Annotated in this window: 16 protein-coding genes and 1 tRNA gene; 13 read left to right on the top strand and 4 right to left on the bottom strand. The window is 58.3% G+C overall.

What is annotated here, in order from left to right:
- The first annotated feature begins 195 nt into the window (after positions 1-195).
- The 4 genes from ADG881_RS07280 (at position 196) to tatC (ending at position 3,780) form a co-directional block, all read left to right on the top strand.
- A complete protein-coding gene (locus tag ADG881_RS07280) occupies positions 196-2,352 on the top strand; it encodes a PhoX family phosphatase (RefSeq protein WP_007150998.1) in 2,157 nt (718 codons plus the stop codon).
- 176 nt (positions 2,353-2,528) lie between these two features.
- Complete coding sequence (locus tag ADG881_RS07275; protein WP_007148764.1) at positions 2,529-2,756, top strand: Sec-independent protein translocase subunit TatA; 228 nt, start codon at positions 2,529-2,531, stop codon at positions 2,754-2,756.
- A gap of 5 nt (positions 2,757-2,761) precedes the next feature.
- Positions 2,762-3,049 carry a Sec-independent protein translocase protein TatB gene (gene tatB, locus ADG881_RS07270; protein ID WP_007148580.1) on the top strand — a complete coding sequence of 96 codons (288 nt, stop codon included), beginning with the start codon at positions 2,762-2,764 and terminating at the stop codon, positions 3,047-3,049.
- Positions 3,046-3,780: a twin-arginine translocase subunit TatC gene (tatC, locus tag ADG881_RS07265; RefSeq protein WP_007149812.1), complete on the top strand. Its 735-nt coding sequence runs from the start codon at positions 3,046-3,048 to the stop codon at positions 3,778-3,780. Before tatB ends, tatC begins: the two co-directional genes overlap by 4 nt.
- Before the next feature lie 580 nt (positions 3,781-4,360).
- On the opposite strand, the gene ADG881_RS07255 is transcribed toward tatC, so the two are convergent.
- On the bottom strand, positions 4,361-4,603 hold the full coding sequence (locus ADG881_RS07255; protein WP_035458878.1) for a hypothetical protein: 243 nt from the start codon (positions 4,601-4,603) through the stop codon (positions 4,361-4,363).
- Between the two features lie 83 nt (positions 4,604-4,686).
- Positions 4,687-4,773 (bottom strand) — tRNA-Leu (locus ADG881_RS07250).
- Positions 4,774-4,875: 102 nt separating this feature from the next.
- Between ADG881_RS07250 and rnr the strand changes: the two genes are divergently transcribed.
- Both rnr and rlmB read left to right on the top strand, forming a co-directional pair.
- On the top strand, positions 4,876-7,329 hold the full coding sequence (rnr, locus tag ADG881_RS07245; RefSeq protein ID WP_007148487.1) for a ribonuclease R: 2,454 nt from the start codon (positions 4,876-4,878) through the stop codon (positions 7,327-7,329).
- A gap of 140 nt (positions 7,330-7,469) precedes the next feature.
- On the top strand, positions 7,470-8,219 hold the full coding sequence (rlmB, locus tag ADG881_RS07240; RefSeq protein WP_007149927.1) for a 23S rRNA (guanosine(2251)-2'-O)-methyltransferase RlmB: 750 nt from the start codon (positions 7,470-7,472) through the stop codon (positions 8,217-8,219).
- Here rlmB and ADG881_RS07235 read toward each other — a convergent pair.
- On the bottom strand, positions 8,207-8,803 hold the full coding sequence (locus ADG881_RS07235; protein WP_039926400.1) for a hypothetical protein: 597 nt from the start codon (positions 8,801-8,803) through the stop codon (positions 8,207-8,209). The two genes, rlmB and ADG881_RS07235, sit on opposite strands and share 13 nt — an antisense overlap.
- Positions 8,804-8,805: 2 nt before the next feature.
- Positions 8,806-9,510, bottom strand: a complete 705-nt coding sequence (locus ADG881_RS07230; protein WP_007149655.1) for a hypothetical protein — start codon at positions 9,508-9,510, stop codon at positions 8,806-8,808.
- A 296-nt stretch (positions 9,511-9,806) separates the two neighbouring features.
- On the opposite strand from ADG881_RS07230, the gene rpsF reads away from it, so the two are divergent.
- The 7 genes from rpsF (at position 9,807) to radA (ending at position 15,652) form a co-directional block, all read left to right on the top strand.
- Positions 9,807-10,148, top strand: coding sequence for a 30S ribosomal protein S6 (gene rpsF, locus ADG881_RS07225; protein ID WP_007151551.1), 342 nt, complete (start codon positions 9,807-9,809; stop codon positions 10,146-10,148).
- A gap of 2 nt (positions 10,149-10,150) precedes the next feature.
- Positions 10,151-10,459 (top strand): primosomal replication protein N, encoded by a 309-nt coding sequence (priB, locus tag ADG881_RS07220; RefSeq protein ID WP_039926398.1) that lies wholly within the window; start codon positions 10,151-10,153, stop codon positions 10,457-10,459.
- A gap of 22 nt (positions 10,460-10,481) precedes the next feature.
- Positions 10,482-10,712, top strand: a complete 231-nt coding sequence (gene rpsR, locus ADG881_RS07215; protein WP_007148676.1) for a 30S ribosomal protein S18 — start codon at positions 10,482-10,484, stop codon at positions 10,710-10,712.
- A gap of 15 nt (positions 10,713-10,727) precedes the next feature.
- Positions 10,728-11,180, top strand: a complete 453-nt coding sequence (gene rplI, locus ADG881_RS07210) for a 50S ribosomal protein L9 (protein WP_007148535.1) — start codon at positions 10,728-10,730, stop codon at positions 11,178-11,180.
- A gap of 291 nt (positions 11,181-11,471) precedes the next feature.
- Complete coding sequence (gene dnaB / locus ADG881_RS07205; protein ID WP_007150454.1) at positions 11,472-12,866, top strand: replicative DNA helicase; 1,395 nt, start codon at positions 11,472-11,474, stop codon at positions 12,864-12,866.
- Between the two features lie 90 nt (positions 12,867-12,956).
- Positions 12,957-14,018: an alanine racemase gene (gene alr / locus ADG881_RS07200; protein ID WP_007148342.1), complete on the top strand. Its 1,062-nt coding sequence runs from the start codon at positions 12,957-12,959 to the stop codon at positions 14,016-14,018.
- 266 nt (positions 14,019-14,284) lie between these two features.
- Complete coding sequence (radA, locus tag ADG881_RS07195) at positions 14,285-15,652, top strand: DNA repair protein RadA (RefSeq protein WP_039926396.1); 1,368 nt, start codon at positions 14,285-14,287, stop codon at positions 15,650-15,652.
- Positions 15,653-15,756 lie beyond the last annotated feature (104 nt).

Genomic DNA, 15,756 nt, shown 5'->3' with positions numbered 1-15,756 from the left:
TTATTTCCCCTTCCGCTCCGCCCTGATTATTCCTCTCTAATCATTGTCTTTTGATAGACATATCCGTGCATTGAAAATGACACGGTCTGTACCCCTTTTTGTCATTCGTTCTGTCTAGTCTCGTTGACGAACTTTTACCGACCAATGGCTGGCTACTGCAGGCAGGCAACGAAAACAGAAACAGGGAGAATAGAGATGGGGCACCATCCCGTAGAAGACAGTAACCGTTCCGATAACACCTCCATTAATTCTGTGCTGGAGCAGCACGTTTCCCGTCGCCAGATTCTGCGCGGCGGCGCCACTGCGGCCACCGTGGTGGCTGGTGCCAGCCTGGTGGCCTGTGGTGGTGACAGCAGCAATCGCAGCAATGGCGGTGATACGGGTGGCGAGATGCCTGCCGAGCTGGGCTTTGCTTCAGTACCACGGTCACTGGAGGATCGTGTGGTGTTGCCTGATGGCTATCAAGCCAGTGTTCTGATCGCGAAGGGCGATGCATTGTTTTCAGGTATTACGGATTATCAGAACGATGGCAGCGGTGAAGATTTCGACAAGCGTTCTGGTGATGAGCATGACGGCATGGAGTTCTTCGGCTTGGGCGCCGACGGCACCTGGGATCCGAATGCGTCAGAGCGTGGTGTGCTGTGCATGAACCACGAGAACCTGGAAGATAACACGCTGCACGAGAATGGAGTGACAGAGGCTGCCGATAACGGTGGTGCCCGTCCGCAAGTTGAAATTGACCGGGAAATTCTCGCCCACGGTGTGGCGTGCCTGGAAGTTATCAAGCAGGACGGTCAGTGGAGTTACGTAAAAGACTCGGTGTTCAATCGTCGAGTTACCGGCGCCACGGAAGCTGTCATTTCGGGGCCTTGCGCGGGGCTGGATGCACTGAAAACCAAGCTGAGCCCCGCCGGTGACAAGGGATTCGGTACCCTTAATAACTGTGCCAGCGGTCGTACCCCTTGGGGCACCTACCTGACTTGCGAAGAAAACTGGTTTTCATATTTCAATCGCAACGACGCGGCGGATGCACGCAGTGCCACCGAGAATGACCTGTTTGCACGCTATGGCATGGGGTTGGTGAGCAAAGGGTTCTCGTACCGGGAATGGGACACCGTTGCCGGCGACATGTACCAGCGCTTCGATATCAGCGCAACGGGGGCGGCGGCCACCGATGATTTCCGCAATGAGCCGAACACCTTTGGCTATATCGTGGAAGTTGACCCTTTTGACACCGCCAGCAAACCGGTCAAGCGGACCGCCATGGGCCGCTTTGCCCATGAAGGCGCGATCTTCGCTCCCGCCGAAGCCGGCAAGCCGCTGGTGTATTACATGGGCGATGATTCCCGCAACGAATATCTCTACAAGTTTGTTAGTGCCACCAACTGGGACCCGGCTGATGTGGGCATGGGTACGGCTGCCGGCAACAAATATCTGGATGATGGCAAGCTGTACGTGGCGGTCTTCAACAATGATGGCACCGGCGAATGGAAAGAGCTGAGCTTTGGGGTGAATGGGCTGGATGCAATGAATCCGCTTTACCCCTTCTCCAGCCAGGGGGATGTGATCCTGGCGACTCGTCTTGCCGCGGACCACGTTGGTGCGACCAAAATGGACCGCCCGGAGTGGGCTGCGGTCAACCCAATGAATGGGGAATGCTACCTGACGCTAACCAACAATAGTGGTAGCAACCGCACCCCTGATACCGTTGATGGCGCCAACCCTCGCACCTATGGCGGCTCGGGCGGTAATCCCAACGGTCATATTATCCGCTGGCGCGAAGAGGGCGGCGATCATGGTGCCACCAGCTTCGATTGGGATGTGTTTCTGTTCGGCGCTCCTGCCGACAAGGATGCTCAGAGTATCAACCTGTCCGGCTTGACCGCAGACAATGATTTCTCCAGCCCGGATGGTTTGTACTTCGATCAACGTGGCCTGCTGTGGATTCAGACCGATGACGGTGCCTACCGCGATACGGTGAACAACCAGATGCTGGTGGCTATACCGGGTGAAGTGGGTGACGGCGGCATGCTGACGTTCACCAATGACTTCGGTGACGAGGAAAATACGACGTTTGTTGGTAAAGACGCGTCGGCGGTGAACCTTCGCCGTTTTCTGGTCGGCCCGAAAGGCTGCGAGATTACCGGTATCACTATGACTCCCGATGCTCGCAGCTTGTTCATTAACGTCCAGCACCCAGGAGAAGGGGGCTCTGCAGGCAACTTCAATACAGATGTGAGCACCTGGCCAAACCCGAATGGCAATGCCTTGGCGCTGGGTAATGGTGCCAGTCGGCCCCGCTCCGCTACGATCGTGATCACCCGTGAAGACAATGGTGAAATCGCTTTGTAGGTTGCAACCGCGAGACTAAAGCCGTCCACACCCTTGTGGACGGCTTTTTTTGTTGTGGTGCCTGCTTTCTGAAAGGGAAAAGGTGTCACCAAGATAGCGTTATGTTGTCATCCCGAAGTCATGGAAAACCATGACAATGCAAGTCATATCCCATCAGAAAAACGTAGGTAAAATTCATGCTTTCCGGTATTGGTCTCTGGCAACTTCTTATCGTTCTGGCCATCGTTATTATGCTGTTTGGTACCAAGCGTATCCGCAGCCTTGGTTCTGATCTGGGGGGCGCTTTCAAGGGCTTCCGTGATGCGGTAAAGGATGACGAAAAAAACTTGGAAACTGAGCAGGATGATCAGGCGGCACTGGTATCCAGTGATATGGAAAAACAAAAAGACGCGGTGCGGAGCTAACAGCCATGCTCGACTTCGGTTTCATGGAGATACTGCTGATCTGTGTGATCGCGCTGGTCGTGCTGGGGCCGGAAAAGCTGCCGAAATTGGTGCGAACCCTGGGGCAATGGGTGGGGCGAGGCCGGGGAATGGTGAAGAACATGCAGCAGCAACTGGAAAGTGAAGCGCGCAATCTTGATATGAAGGAGCGCCGTGAAAAAATCCAGCGTGAGCTTGCATTGTTGCAACACGAGTCTGCCGAGCAGGATGACAGAGCGAAACGGCTACCGGCGAAAAAAGTGGAATCCGCATGAGCACCATGCCGTTGACTCGGCACTTGCTGGAGTTGCGCCAGCGACTACTGCGTTCAGTGGTTGCCATCGTGCTGGTTTTTATTCCCTTGTTCATGTTTGCCGGGGAAATTTACACCAGCCTGGCGCAGCCCCTGATGCAGGCGCTGCCTGAGGGTGGCAGCATGATTGCCACCGATGTGACCGGGCCGTTTCTGGTGCCATTCAAGTTGGCGTTATACCTGAGCATGTTGCTGGCGATGCCGTTTCTGTTGCACCAGTGCTGGAGTTTCGTGTCGCCGGGGCTCTATCGTCGCGAAAAAAAGTTTGCGCGACCGTTATTTTTTTCCAGTGTGTTGTTGTTCTATCTCGGCGCATTCTTTGCCTGGTTCGTGGTAATGCCTTTGTTGTTCGCTTTCTTTGTTTCGGTTGCCCCGGAGGGGGTTGCCGTGATGACGGACATCGGCGCCTGGCTTGGATTTACCATGACTTTTGTGATGGCGTTCGGGATGGCGTTTGAGTTGCCGGTTGTTGTCGTGCTGCTTGTGGCATCCGGTATCACTACGCCGGCTGCGTTGTCAGGGGCTCGGTCCTACATTGTGGTGGGCTGCTTTGTTGCTGGCATGCTGCTTACGCCACCGGATATTATCTCGCAGAGCTTGTTGGCTCTTCCCATGTGGTTCCTTTTTGAAGTGGGCCTGCTCTGTTCTCGCTGGGTGCAGCCAATGGCCAGTGATGGGGAGGCGCTATCCTGATGTTTGTCGGCGCAGCAAGGGTTGCGAGAGCCATGCGTGGTGGATGGGTTTTGCTAACGTGGGGCTTGCTGGGGATTGCGGCATCCCTTCAGGCGAATTGTCTACCCGGTGATGGTTCGGTGGTGCATGCCCGATATCAGGTTAGTGCCGGGGATGGGCGTTATCTGGTGCAGATGGCATTGCCCTCAGCGCGCCCGGATTGGTTGGTGCCGTTGCTGGGGAGTGAAGAGACCGTGGCGCCTCCTATGGTGGTATATCCTCAACAAGCAGTGCCGCAGGCACCTGCGTTGTTCGCTCAGTTATTGGAAGCAAGGGGGCAGGGACGGGGCAGAGAGATGCTTGAACGGGCCGGTTTCCAGCTCAAAGAGGGTGCTGCTGGCGTTGTGTTGGGCTGCCCGGTGCAAGTCTTTGTCCACGCTTCAGGGGAGGATGTGTTGTGGGTGCCAGCGGTGAGTCTGCCGGTGCGAGTGTCGACCGGGAGAGCCGGAGGCGGGGATGTTCAGTGGCAGCTATCGTATCTTGAGCGCCGCTCCCCACGGTGAGGAGCGGCTGAAGATAGCAGGCAGTCTGGCTTGCGGGGTTATTTGCGGCGGGTAATCACAATCAGTGCCACGGTGACGCCGACCACGGCGATGGGGAAAAACAGCAGGTAGCGTTTGCGGCGGGCTTCTTTCTCCCGGTGAGCATCGGCCTGCTGAATGGCCGGGTGGACGGATTCGGTGGCTTGCACCGTATTATCCGGTTTGGCGTAGGTGGCCACGGGGGCCAGGGCGAGGCCACAGGCCAGCACAAGTGCAGCGATCACGGGGCGAAGGAGTGTCATATGGACCTGCGCTATCAGTGATTGGGGGTTGGGCCGGGCCCGAAACGAAAAAGGGCCCCCGTCTGGGAGCCCTCTTTCTTAATTGGTGCCGAGGAGAGGACTTGAACCTCCACGCCCTTGCGAGCACTAGCACCTGAAGCTAGCGTGTCTACCAATTTCACCACCTCGGCTTCGCTATGCGTGGGCTAAATTTATTAGCCGTTCATCGCGAAAGCGGGTGCATTCTAGTATATGATGGGCCAATGTCAAATTCCTTTTCGAAAAAATCTTCGATGACCTCAAAAAAACGCTATAGCGATCCCCATGCCGACCGAGAGGCGGAAAAATACGAGAACCCTGTTCCCAGCCGGGAGCTGATTCTGGATGTGCTCAATGATCAGGGCAAACCCCTGTCGTTTGAGCTGCTGGCTCAGCTGCTGGAAGTGGATGAAGAGGGGGAAGTCGGGCTTGATCGCCGTATCAAGGCCATGCTCCGTGATGCCCAGTTGGTTCAGAACCGCAACGGCAAGGTTGGCGTGGTGTCCAAGATGGACCTGATCGCTGGCCGGGTGCAGGGCCATAAAGATGGCTTTGGCTTCCTTATTCCGGACGACAAGACCCAGGGTGACCTGTTTCTCGCCCCCCGGCAGATGGAAAACGTCATGGACGGCGACCGGGTGCTGGTCAGCAATGCCGGCTATAACCGCTTCGGCAAGAAAGAGGCCCGCATCGTCGAAATCACCGAGCGCGTGGCCACGGAAGTGGTGGGTCGCTATTCCCGGGAAGCCGGGATCAGCTTTATCGAGCCGGAAAACCGCCGGATCACCAAAGAAGTCCTGATCGAGGACAAGAACGGCATCAAGCCCAACCCGGGCGATCATGTCCGTGCCACTATTACCCAGTACCCCAGCCGCGACCACCATGTACTGGTGCGTCTGGAAGAGATTATTGCCACCCCGGATGAAGCCGGCATGGAAGTGGAGGTGGCGCTTCGCCGCTTCGAGATTCCCCATGTCTGGCCGGAAGGGGTGGAGGCCGCCGCCGAAAAATTCGGTGACAAGGTGCCCCATAAGCCCAAGGCCCACCGGGTGGATCTGCGTGATCTGCCGCTGGTTACCATTGATGATGAAACCGCTCGTGATTTCGATGATGCGGTCTATGTAGAGCGTCGCCCCCGCGGTGGCTGGCGTTTGATCGTGGCCATCGCCGATGTGAGCCACTATGTGCAGCCTGGCACCGAGCTGGACCAGGAGGCGGCCAAGCGCGGCAATTCCGTGTATTTCCCCAATCGGGTAATCCCGATGCTGCCGGAGGCGCTGTCCAATGGGTTATGTTCCCTGAACCCCCATGTGGACCGCCTGTGCCTGTACTGCGACATGAAGATTTCCGCCAACGGTCGCCTCACCCGGTTTATTTTCCGTGAAGGGGTGATGCGCTCGCGGCACCGTCTGACCTACAACAAGGTTGGCGCGATCATCGAAGAGCCGGAGTCCGAACTGGCCCAGGACACTGTGGCCAGCCTGGACGATGAGTCCCTGGACATGATCTGGTCGTTCCACGAAATGTTCCTGGCCCTGCGCCGTCGTCGTGCAGAGCGCGGTGCCATCGATTTCGATAGCGATGACACCCGTATTATTTACGACGAGAACAAGAAGATCGAAGCCATCGTACCGGTGCAGCGCAATGTGGCGCATATCATGATCGAGGAGGCCATGCTGGCCGCCAACATCTGTTCTGCCAAATTGCTGGAAAAAGCCGGTGTGCCGGCGCTTTACCGGAACCACGAGCCGCCCAAGGAAGAGCGCCTGAGCAAGTTGCAGCAGTTCCTGGGTGGGCTGGGCTTGAGTATCGCCTGGTCGGAAGGGGCGGCGCCAAAGCCTTATGTCTTCCAGGACCTGCGCGAAGAGATTCTGGAGCGCCCGGATCGCAACGTGATCCAGACAATGATGTTGCGCACCATGAGCCAGGCCAAGTACGAGGCCGAGAACAAAGGCCACTTTGGTCTGGCCTACAAGGCGTACACCCATTTCACCTCGCCGATCCGTCGTTATCCGGATTTGCTGGTGCACCGGGCTATCCGGTTCCTGATCCGCAGTAACGGCGAGCCGAACCACGTGGATAATCCGGGGGATTTGCCGGAGATTCCACGCCAGAAAATCCTGCCTTACAGCCAGGCGGACATGGTGGCGATTGGTGAGCAGTGCTCCATGACCGAGCGCCGTGCGGATGAAGCTACCCGCGATGTGGTGTCCTGGCTTAAATGTCAGTTCATGGAGGCGCATCTGGGGCAGGTGTTTGAGGGCACCATCAGCGGCGTGGCCAGTTTCGGGTTGTTTGTACAGCTCAATGACCTGCACATCGATGGTCTGGTACATGTGGCCAATCTGGACAGCGATTACTACCACTTCGATGAAGTAAGCCTGACCCTGACCGGTGAAAGCAGTGGTCGTCAGTTTGGCTTGGGTGATGCTGTCACGGTCTGCGTGGCGGCGGTGCACACCGAAGACCGCAAGATTGACCTGCAGCTGGAATCGTTTACCCCCAGCGGTAAAGGTCGCCCCAAAGCCGGCAGCAAGAAAAAGCCGTCCGGCAGAGGCCGGGGCGGGCGCTCGGGGAGTGCCGCAAAGGCAGACTCGGGCACGTCCGAGCGGGAAAAGCTGGCCAAGGGTGATATTCCCAAACCCAAGGCCAAGCGCAAGGGGCCGCCCCGCGGCAAGAAAGCCGCGCGCCGTAGCAAAAAGAGCTAGCCCGCAGGAACGGCGCTTGAGCCGCGAATGGGTTGTCTTGATGGCAATGATTCGCCGCTTAAGCGCCGTTCCTGTGTTTTGATTCCACCTCCACTGCGCATTGCGTGTTTGCGTGATGCGTCCAGCGTGCAGGCGTCGTTATGAATAAACCCCTGATGTATTCCGGCTTTCACGCGGTGGAGGCCTTGTTGCGGCATCGCCCGGAGGCGGTGCTGGAACTGTTTGTGCAAGACACCCGGGTGGACCGGGATGACCCGCGCCTTGCCGCCATGATCCAGGCGGCAAAGGACTTCGGAATTGCCGTGCAACGGGCTCGCCGCGAGGTGCTGGAAAAGCATGCCGGGCCACAGCACCAGGGCATTGTAGCGCGGGCGCGCCCGCGCCGGCCGGCGGACGAGAGTGCGCTGCTGCAGTGGCTGGACGGCAAGCCGGCCAGTCCGCTGTTGCTGATTCTGGAAAATGTCACCGACCCGCATAACCTGGGTGCCTGCCTGCGTAGTGCGGATGCAGCCGGGGTTCAGGCGGTGATCGTGCCGCGCCGCAATGCGGCAGGGCTGACGCCGGTGGCGTGTCGCACCGCGGTGGGCGCGGCGGAAAGCCTGGTCTATTACGAAATCGGTAATCTGGCCAGTTTGCTGGATCAGTTGCGTGATCGCGGCGTGTGGGTGGTGGGCACGGCACTGGAAGAGCGAAGTGAGTCCTTGTTTACCTTTCAGCCACCGGAATCACTGGCAATTGTAATGGGGGCCGAGGGGAGTGGGCTGAAACGTCTGACCCGTGACAAGTGCGACCAGCTGTTGGAAATTCCCATGGCCGGTGAGGTGCAGAGCCTCAATGTGTCGGTGGCCACGGGTGTGATGTTGTTTCAGGTCAGGGCTCAGCGTAGCTGAGAATGGCTGACGAAATGCTGCCGGTTGAGTTCCGGGGGCGGCAGGTTTGCCCGGCTGGCGGCCATTTCCCGTTGTAGCCGGGTATTCTCCTCCAGTAGTTCCTCATGAATCTCTTCTTTGGCCGGGTCTGCCGGCACGGGGCGTTCGCCGGTCAATACCTTTTCTGACAGCTGTTGTTGCGGCAATGGCGGCAGCGGAAAACTCAGGTGGGTGGTGCGGTCGTAGCGAATGGGTTCCTGGTAGTTCGGTTGTTTGTAGCCCTGCGCATTGTGCAGGGCGGTATCCAGGTCTTCCGGGCCGGTAACATGGTGCCAGTTTGGTTGTGGCGCTGGTGCAGGAGGCGCAATGGACTCCCCCCGGGCCAGTTTGGCCTCCAGTTCGCTTTTGTGGCGTTGCCAGGCGAGCAGGTCGGTCACGAATCGGTCCTGGCGCGTGTAGTCGCGAATTTCCGGCCTCGCCCCCAGCGCGCGGGCCAGCGCCTCCTGCGGCGACTCCACCTCCTGGGCGCCCAGTGCTTGCCCGTTCAGGGCCAACATCATGACACTGATCAGCATAATGGGGGTATGCAGCACGCGCCCGGTCATGGCTACCTCAACCTCCCCTCCACGGTGCCCTCTATAAGGAAGGCTTCGCCGGTGTTATCCAGATACAGGAGCAGATTGCCGCTGCGATACACGCCGCTGAACTGCTGCTGGGTGTTGGCAATAAACGCCGCGCGGCTGGCCTGGCGCTCCTGCTTGGGAAGCAGCTCATAACTGAACTGGACCTCTTGCTGCTGTGCTTCGCCGCCATCGTTGATGCCGTCGAGCTGCATACCGACAATGGTCATGGGCAGGAACAGTGGTGTGTCAGAGCCTGCGTTCGCCAGCAGGGTGCGGATGCGTTCGCTGGCCAGGGAGTCACCGCCGAGAGGAGGCAGCACAAAGCTTTTCGAGGTGGATCGGTTATACCAGGTGCGATTGCGCTGGTAATCGATCTGCTCAAATTTACCGGTGCGTGCCAGGGCGCTGGACAGGGTCTCCGGTTCGTCAATGACGGTCGGGTCGCTGCTGGCCATGGGCTGGGGCAGGTAGTCGTCGGGGCAGGCGTTGCGGTGGGCCGCCTGGTCTCGCTGGGCCTGCTTGTATTTCATGATCTGCAGCAGGAAATTGCTGTAATCCGGGTAGTCTTCCAGTAGCGGTTTGTCCGGCACCGCCACCGGGCTGCCACAGGGGGACGGTGGCTCCTGGGCGTGAACTGGAGTCAGCAATAAAAAACCGCACAGGCCGGTGGCCAGGGCTCGGATGTACATTGTCGTATCCCATTGTTGTTGTTTTCCCCTGTCTTTTCAGGGGCTTGGGGTTAACGACGCTTTTTGTAAGCGTTTGTAGCGTTTTGTTTTATTTGAGCATACGTCCGTCGCCGGCAGATGGCAATGGATATGCCTTGAGGTTGCCCCCTGCAATGGGATAGAATCGCGCGCTTCCTGCGTCTCCCCCGGTTTTTCGGGGCGGGGATGCAGGTCTCCTTGCTTCACCGTGCGTTGATCATGATCACGGCGGGAAGCTGAATTGGCGTCGTGAGGCGTCGCAACCGTAAGGAGCTAACATGCGTCATTACGAAGTTGTGTTCCTGGTTCACCCGGACCAGAGCGAACAGGTCTCTGCCATGGTCGAGCGCTACAGCGCGATCGTGACCGATGGCAAAGGCACTATCCACCGTGTTGAAGATTGGGGCCGTCGTCAGCTGGCTTACCCGATCAACAAGATCCACAAAGCTCACTATGTGATGCTGAACATCGAATGTGACGGCGAGACCCTGGGCGAGCTGGAAAACACTTTCCGCTTTAACGATGCCGTAATCCGTCACCTCGTAATTCGTCGCGACAACGCCGTAACCGAGCCGTCGCCGCTGGCGAAACACGACGAGAAGGAAGGGGCTGCCAGCTAATTTTGGAAAGCAACCACTGCGAACTCACTGGTGTGATCGTCACCTTGGAAAAGGTGGCCCTGACTCCAGCCGGAGTGCCCCGTCAGCGAGTCTGGCTGGAACATCGCTCCCGGCAACTGGAAGACGGACATCCCCGTGAAGTCCAGGCCCGCATCGCCGTGATTCTGGCGGGTGGGATGACCCAACAGGCCCAGGGCCTGAAAGAGGGTCAGCGAATCAAGGTAACCGGATGCCTCAGTCGCGCCGGTTACAAGGGAGACGCCCGGGACCGTTTGCAATTGCTTGCCCAAACGCTGCAAAGCCTTAACTAAGGATTCGACAGGAGATTATCCAATGGCCCGTTTTTATCGCCGCCGCAAGTTCTGCCGCTTTACCGCGGAAGGTGTTGAGTACATCGATTACAAGGATCTCGACACCCTGAAAGCCTACATCACCGAGACTGGCAAGATCGTGCCCAGCCGTATTACCGGCACCAAGGCACGCTACCAGCGTCAGCTGGCCTCTGCTATCAAGCAGGCTCGCTTCCTGGCGCTGCTGCCGTACTCTGACAGCCACGACAATTAAGCCGAGGGGACCATCATGCAAGTGATCCTGCTGGAAACGATCAAGAACCTGGGCGATTTGGGCGCAGTTGTAGACGTACGTTCCGGTTACGGCCGTAACTTCCTGATCCCGCAAGGCAAAGCGCTGCCTGCCACCAAAGCCAACCTGGCGGAAGTGGAACAGCGTCGTGCCGAGCTGGAAAAGCACGCTGCAGAGCAGCTGGGTGCTGCCCAGGAACGTGCCGAGAAGCTGAACGAAGCCGCAGTTTCCATCGCCGCCAAAGCGGGCGACGAAGGCAAGCTGTTCGGTTCTGTGGGTACCCGCGACATCGCGGAAGCCATTTCCTCTTCCACTGGCGTGGACGTGGAAAAAGCAGAAGTGAAGCTGCCCCACGGTGCACTGCGCACCACCGGTGAGTTCGAAATCGACCTGGCGTTGCACGCCGAGGTAACTGTGACCATCAAACTGGCTGTGGTTCCTGCCGAGTAATCGACAGAACTGACAACCGGTTTGCCCCTGCGGGGGTGCGGTGACAGAATCAGGGCATTGTCCGAAACCTGTTTTCAGGTGGGGGCAGTGCCCTTTTTTGTTGAAGGGCAGTGCAACGTTGAAAGTTTAAAGTTGAAACGCGAGTGGAGCCGGTGTGTTCTTGGCGGTACAAGGCCGCGACTACAGCGTTGTCGCGGCTTATAGAATCTAGCGATGGGTACATGCCTGGATCGCGTTTCAACGTTAAACTTTGGTCTTTCAACTCTATTTTCCCAACACGTTGGCTTATCCATGAATGAACCCATGTCGCTGGACAAACACCTGCCTGAGAACCTGCGTATTCCTCCCAATTCGGTGGAGGCGGAGCAGGCGGTACTGGGCGGTTTGCTACTCAATAACAGCGCCTGGGATGATGTGGCCGAGCGAGTGGGCGCGCGGGATTTCTACCGCAAGGAGCACCGCCTGATTTTCGACGTGATTGCCCAGCTGGTGGAAGAGGAAAACCCCAGTGACCTGGTCACCGTCTCCCAGGCGCTCAATAACCTGGGGCAGCTCGAATCCATCGGCGGTATGACCTATCTGTCGGAGCTGGCCCGAAATACCCCCAGTGCGGCCAACATTACCGCCTATTCGGATATCGTCCGTGAGCGCAGCATCCTGCGGCAGTTGATCAATGTGTCGCACAAGGTGGCGGATAGCGCTTTTAATACCGAAGGGCGTAAATCCCTGGAAATTCTCGATGAGGCCGAGTCCTCCATCTTCGAGATTGCCGAGCAACAGAAGAAAGGCGATGGCCCCCAGAACATCAAGTCGGTGCTGAAAAAGGCGGTGGACCGCATTGATGAGCTGTACAAAACCAAGAGCTCACTCACCGGCCTGACCTCCGGTTTTGAAGAGCTGGATAAAATGACCGGTGGCTTGCAGCCCGCCGACATGATCGTGGTCGCCGGCCGTCCCTCCATGGGTAAGACCACCTTCGCCATGAACCTGTGCGAAAACGTGGCGATCAAGAGCAACAAGCCAGTGCTGGTGTTCTCCATGGAGATGCCGGCGGAATCCATCGTCATGCGGATGCTCTCCTCACTGGGGCGCATCAATCAGGGCGCGATCCGTTCCGGTAACCTGGAAAAGGATGACTGGCCGCGTATCACCTCGGCCATTCACATGCTCAGTGAGCAGCGCTTCTTTATCGACGACACGCCGGCATTAAGCCCGCTGGAAATGCGCGCCCGTGCCCGCCGGGTGGCCCGCGAATGTGGCGGCGAACTGGGGCTGATCATGGTCGATTACCTACAGCTGATGCAGGTGCCGGGTGTGGAAAACCGGGTGAACGAAATCTCGGAAATTTCCCGCTCCCTGAAAGGGATCGCCAAGGAGCTGAATTGCCCGGTGCTGGCCCTGTCGCAGTTGAACCGTTCCCTGGAGCAACGGCCCAACAAGCGCCCGGTGATGTCGGATCTGCGTGAATCCGGGGCGATTGAGCAGGATGCGGATTTGATCGTCTTCCTGTACCGGGATGAGGTGTACAACAAGGACAGTAACGAGCGCGGTGTGGCCGAAATCATTATCGGCAAGCAGCGTAATGGTCCTATCGGCACCGTGCGACTGGCCTTCCGCGGCGAGTTCACCCGCTTCGACGATCTGGCGCCGGAATACTATGCCCAGCTGGCGGCAGGGGATGAATAAAACGCTAGACGCTAGACGCCGGATGCCGGATGCGAAGTCCTGTTCTTTAAACGTCAGGCGTCAGGCGTCAGGCGTTTGGCGATATTTTTTATGAGAGGCACCCGAGTCGAAATTCGCCCTTCTGCGCTGGCCCATAATGCGCGTCTGGCCCGGCAGCTGGCTGATGGGGCTGAGGTGTTTGCCATGGTCAAGGCCAACGGCTACGGGCATGGCCTGTTGCTGGCGGCGGATGCCATGCACGAAAACGTGTCGGGCCTGGGGGTGGCGCTGGTGGAAGAGGCGCGTGCGCTTCGAGAGCACGGCATGACCTTGCCGATCCTTGTCGCCGAAGGCTTCTTCGATGCGGAAGAGCTGAAGGAGGCGGAGCGGTTATCCCTTGAAGTGGTCGTGCACTCGCAGTGGCAGGTGGAATTGCTGCTGGCCAGCCCTTGCCCGGTGCGCATCTGGTTGAAAGTGAACACGGGCATGAACCGTCTTGGTTTTCGCCCGGACACGGCCCTGCAGGCAGCGGCGCAATTGCGGGCAGGGGGAATGGCACCGGTGGGGGTCATGAGCCATTTTGCCTGTGCGGATGTGAGTCAGGATGCGTATTCCGAAAAACAGCTACTGGTCGCCGGCCAGATAGCCGAGCAATTGATGCTGCCGTTGTCAGCATCCAACTCGGCGGCGCTGTTACGTTACCCCCAGTCCCATGCGCAGCGAGTGCGCCCCGGCATCATGCTGTACGGCTCGTCTCCTTTCGACTGGCAAACGGCCAGCGAGCTGGGCCTGGCGGTCAGCCACCGGTTTACCGCCCGTGTAATTGCCATTAATGCGGTGGAGGCAGGTGAAAGTGTAGGCTACGGCGCGACCTGGACCGCAGCTGAGCCTCGCCAGGTTGCTGTGGTGGCTGTGGGCTATGGTGATGGTTACCCACGCCATGCCCCCAGTGGCACACCGGTGGCCGTGAACGGGAATATCACGGAATTGGTGGGTCGTGTTTCCATGGATATGCTTACCGTTGACGTGACGGGGCTGGATGCCAGTGTGGGCGACGAAGTGGAGCTGTGGGGCGACGTGGTGGATGTGGATGACGTGGCCCGTGCCTGCGGCACCATCAGTTATGAATTATTCTGCCAGATCACCGGTCGACCGGAGCGCGTCATCGTCTGATTCGACGTCGCTGTAGGAGCGCCACTTGAGGCGCGAACAAAACAGTTACGAGTTGCGAGAAGCGAGTTTCGAAAACCAAACCTATCAGGCCCGGCAGGTTCCGGTTGTGCTTTTCGAAACTCGAAACTCGTTAACGCTCGTATTCGCACCTCAAGAGGTGTTATTCGCTGCGCTCACCCCTTTGGGGCCGCACTCCGTGCGTTACTCCGCTGCGCTACGTTCCTACAGCGGCTCCGTAGCTACGTCTTCACAAGAAGGAATTGTTTGTGGCCAAGAAAAAAATCGCGTTTGTGTGCACGGATTGCGGAGCGGATTTTCCCAAATGGCAAGGGCAGTGCCCGGCATGCAATGCCTGGAATACCCTGCAGGAATTTGTCCACGACCCCGCCACGCCATCGTCCAAAGGGGCGGGCAGCCGCGGCGGTTTTTCCGGGCAACTGTCAGAAGTGCAGAACCTTAACGATATTGTGCTGGAAGAAACGCCGCGTATCAGTTCCGGCATGGGCGAGTTGGATCGCGTGCTGGGTGGTGGGCTGGTGCCCGGCTCGGCCATTCTGATCGGTGGGCACCCCGGCGCGGGCAAATCTACCTTGTTATTGCAGACACTGTGCAAACTCTCGGACAGCCAAAGCTGCCTGTATATCACCGGTGAGGAATCCCTGTCCCAGGTGGCCATGCGCGCCGATCGTTTGAAGCTTCCCAAGGAAAAACTGCGCCTGGCGGCGGAAACGGATGTGGAGCAGATTCTGGAACTGGCACGCAAGGAAATGCCGCGCGTGCTGGTGGTGGATTCCATTCAGGTGATGTTTCTGGCGGCGTTGCAGTCAGCGCCGGGCAGTGTGGCTCAGGTGCGCGAATGTGCGGCAGCCCTGACCCGCTTTGCCAAACAGACCGGCACAGTGCTGCTGCTGGTGGGGCACGTTACCAAGGATGGCACCCTGGCAGGCCCCAAGGTGCTCGAGCATATGATTGATTGCTCACTGATGCTGGAAGGTTCCACGGATTCCCGTTTTCGCACCCTGCGCGGCCTGAAAAACCGTTTCGGGGCGGTGAATGAGCTGGGCGTATTTGCGATGACCGGCGAGGGCCTGAAAGAAGTGAAGAACCCGTCTGCTATTTTCCTGAATCGGGCTGATGAGATTGCCTCGGGCTCGCTGGTTACCGTGGTCTGGGAAGGCACAAGGCCGTTGCTGGTGGAGTTGCAGGCGCTGGTGGATGCCTCCCATTTTGGTAACCCCAGGCGTATCTGTGTGGGACTGGAAGGGAATCGGCTGGCCATGCTGCTGGCGGTGCTGCACCGTCATGGTGGTATCCAGGTGGGCGACCAGGATGTGTTCATGAATGTGGTTGGCGGGGTGAAAGTCACCGAAACCGCCGCGGACCTGGCCCAGGTGCTGGCTATTGTGTCCAGCTTCCGGGACCGGGCGCTGGAGCGGGAGCTGGTGGTGTTCGGTGAGGTGGGGCTATCCGGTGAAATACGTCCCGTCCCTCAAGGGCAGGAGCGGCTCTATGAAGCGGTGAAGCACGGCTTCAAAAAAGCCATCGTTCCCAAGGCGAACCTGCCAAGAAAACTGCCCGATGGGGTGGAAATTATCGGCGTGAGCAATGTGGCCGAGGCGCTGGAGTACCTGTAATCAGTTGACAGTTGATAGTGGACAGTTGGTAGCTCGCGAACTGAGCGTTGTCGTTGTTTTAGATGGTTGAGGCCGCGTCCAGAGTCTCGGCGCGGGATTAAACA

Origin of the sequence: Alcanivorax sp. DG881, assembly GCF_000155615.1 — a bacterium.
Classification (GTDB): Bacteria; Pseudomonadota; Gammaproteobacteria; order Pseudomonadales; family Alcanivoracaceae; genus Alcanivorax.
Note: the sequence above shows the minus strand (reverse complement) of the source record. Positions and strands in the feature narration are given on the sequence as shown.

Bases quoted from the DNA above. Each gene is read 5' to 3' on its own strand.
- alr (WP_007148342.1), top strand. From the start codon at position 12,957: ATGAGAGGCACCCGAGTCGAAATTCGCCCTTCTGCGCTGGCCCATAAT.
- tatC (WP_007149812.1), top strand. From the start codon at position 3,046: ATGAGCACCATGCCGTTGACTCGGCACTTGCTGGAGTTGCGCCAGCGA.
- ADG881_RS07230 (WP_007149655.1), bottom strand. From the start codon at position 9,510: ATGTACATCCGAGCCCTGGCCACCGGCCTGTGCGGTTTTTTATTGCTG.
- rlmB (WP_007149927.1), top strand. From the start codon at position 7,470: ATGAATAAACCCCTGATGTATTCCGGCTTTCACGCGGTGGAGGCCTTG.
- tatB (WP_007148580.1), top strand. From the start codon at position 2,762: ATGCTCGACTTCGGTTTCATGGAGATACTGCTGATCTGTGTGATCGCG.
- ADG881_RS07280 (WP_007150998.1), top strand. From the start codon at position 196: ATGGGGCACCATCCCGTAGAAGACAGTAACCGTTCCGATAACACCTCC.
- rplI (WP_007148535.1), top strand. From the start codon at position 10,728: ATGCAAGTGATCCTGCTGGAAACGATCAAGAACCTGGGCGATTTGGGC.
- rpsR (WP_007148676.1), top strand. From the start codon at position 10,482: ATGGCCCGTTTTTATCGCCGCCGCAAGTTCTGCCGCTTTACCGCGGAA.
- ADG881_RS07255 (WP_035458878.1), bottom strand. From the start codon at position 4,603: ATGACACTCCTTCGCCCCGTGATCGCTGCACTTGTGCTGGCCTGTGGC.
- rpsF (WP_007151551.1), top strand. From the start codon at position 9,807: ATGCGTCATTACGAAGTTGTGTTCCTGGTTCACCCGGACCAGAGCGAA.
- rnr (WP_007148487.1), top strand. From the start codon at position 4,876: ATGACCTCAAAAAAACGCTATAGCGATCCCCATGCCGACCGAGAGGCG.
- ADG881_RS07235 (WP_039926400.1), bottom strand. From the start codon at position 8,803: ATGACCGGGCGCGTGCTGCATACCCCCATTATGCTGATCAGTGTCATG.
- ADG881_RS07275 (WP_007148764.1), top strand. From the start codon at position 2,529: ATGCTTTCCGGTATTGGTCTCTGGCAACTTCTTATCGTTCTGGCCATC.
- dnaB (WP_007150454.1), top strand. From the start codon at position 11,472: ATGAATGAACCCATGTCGCTGGACAAACACCTGCCTGAGAACCTGCGT.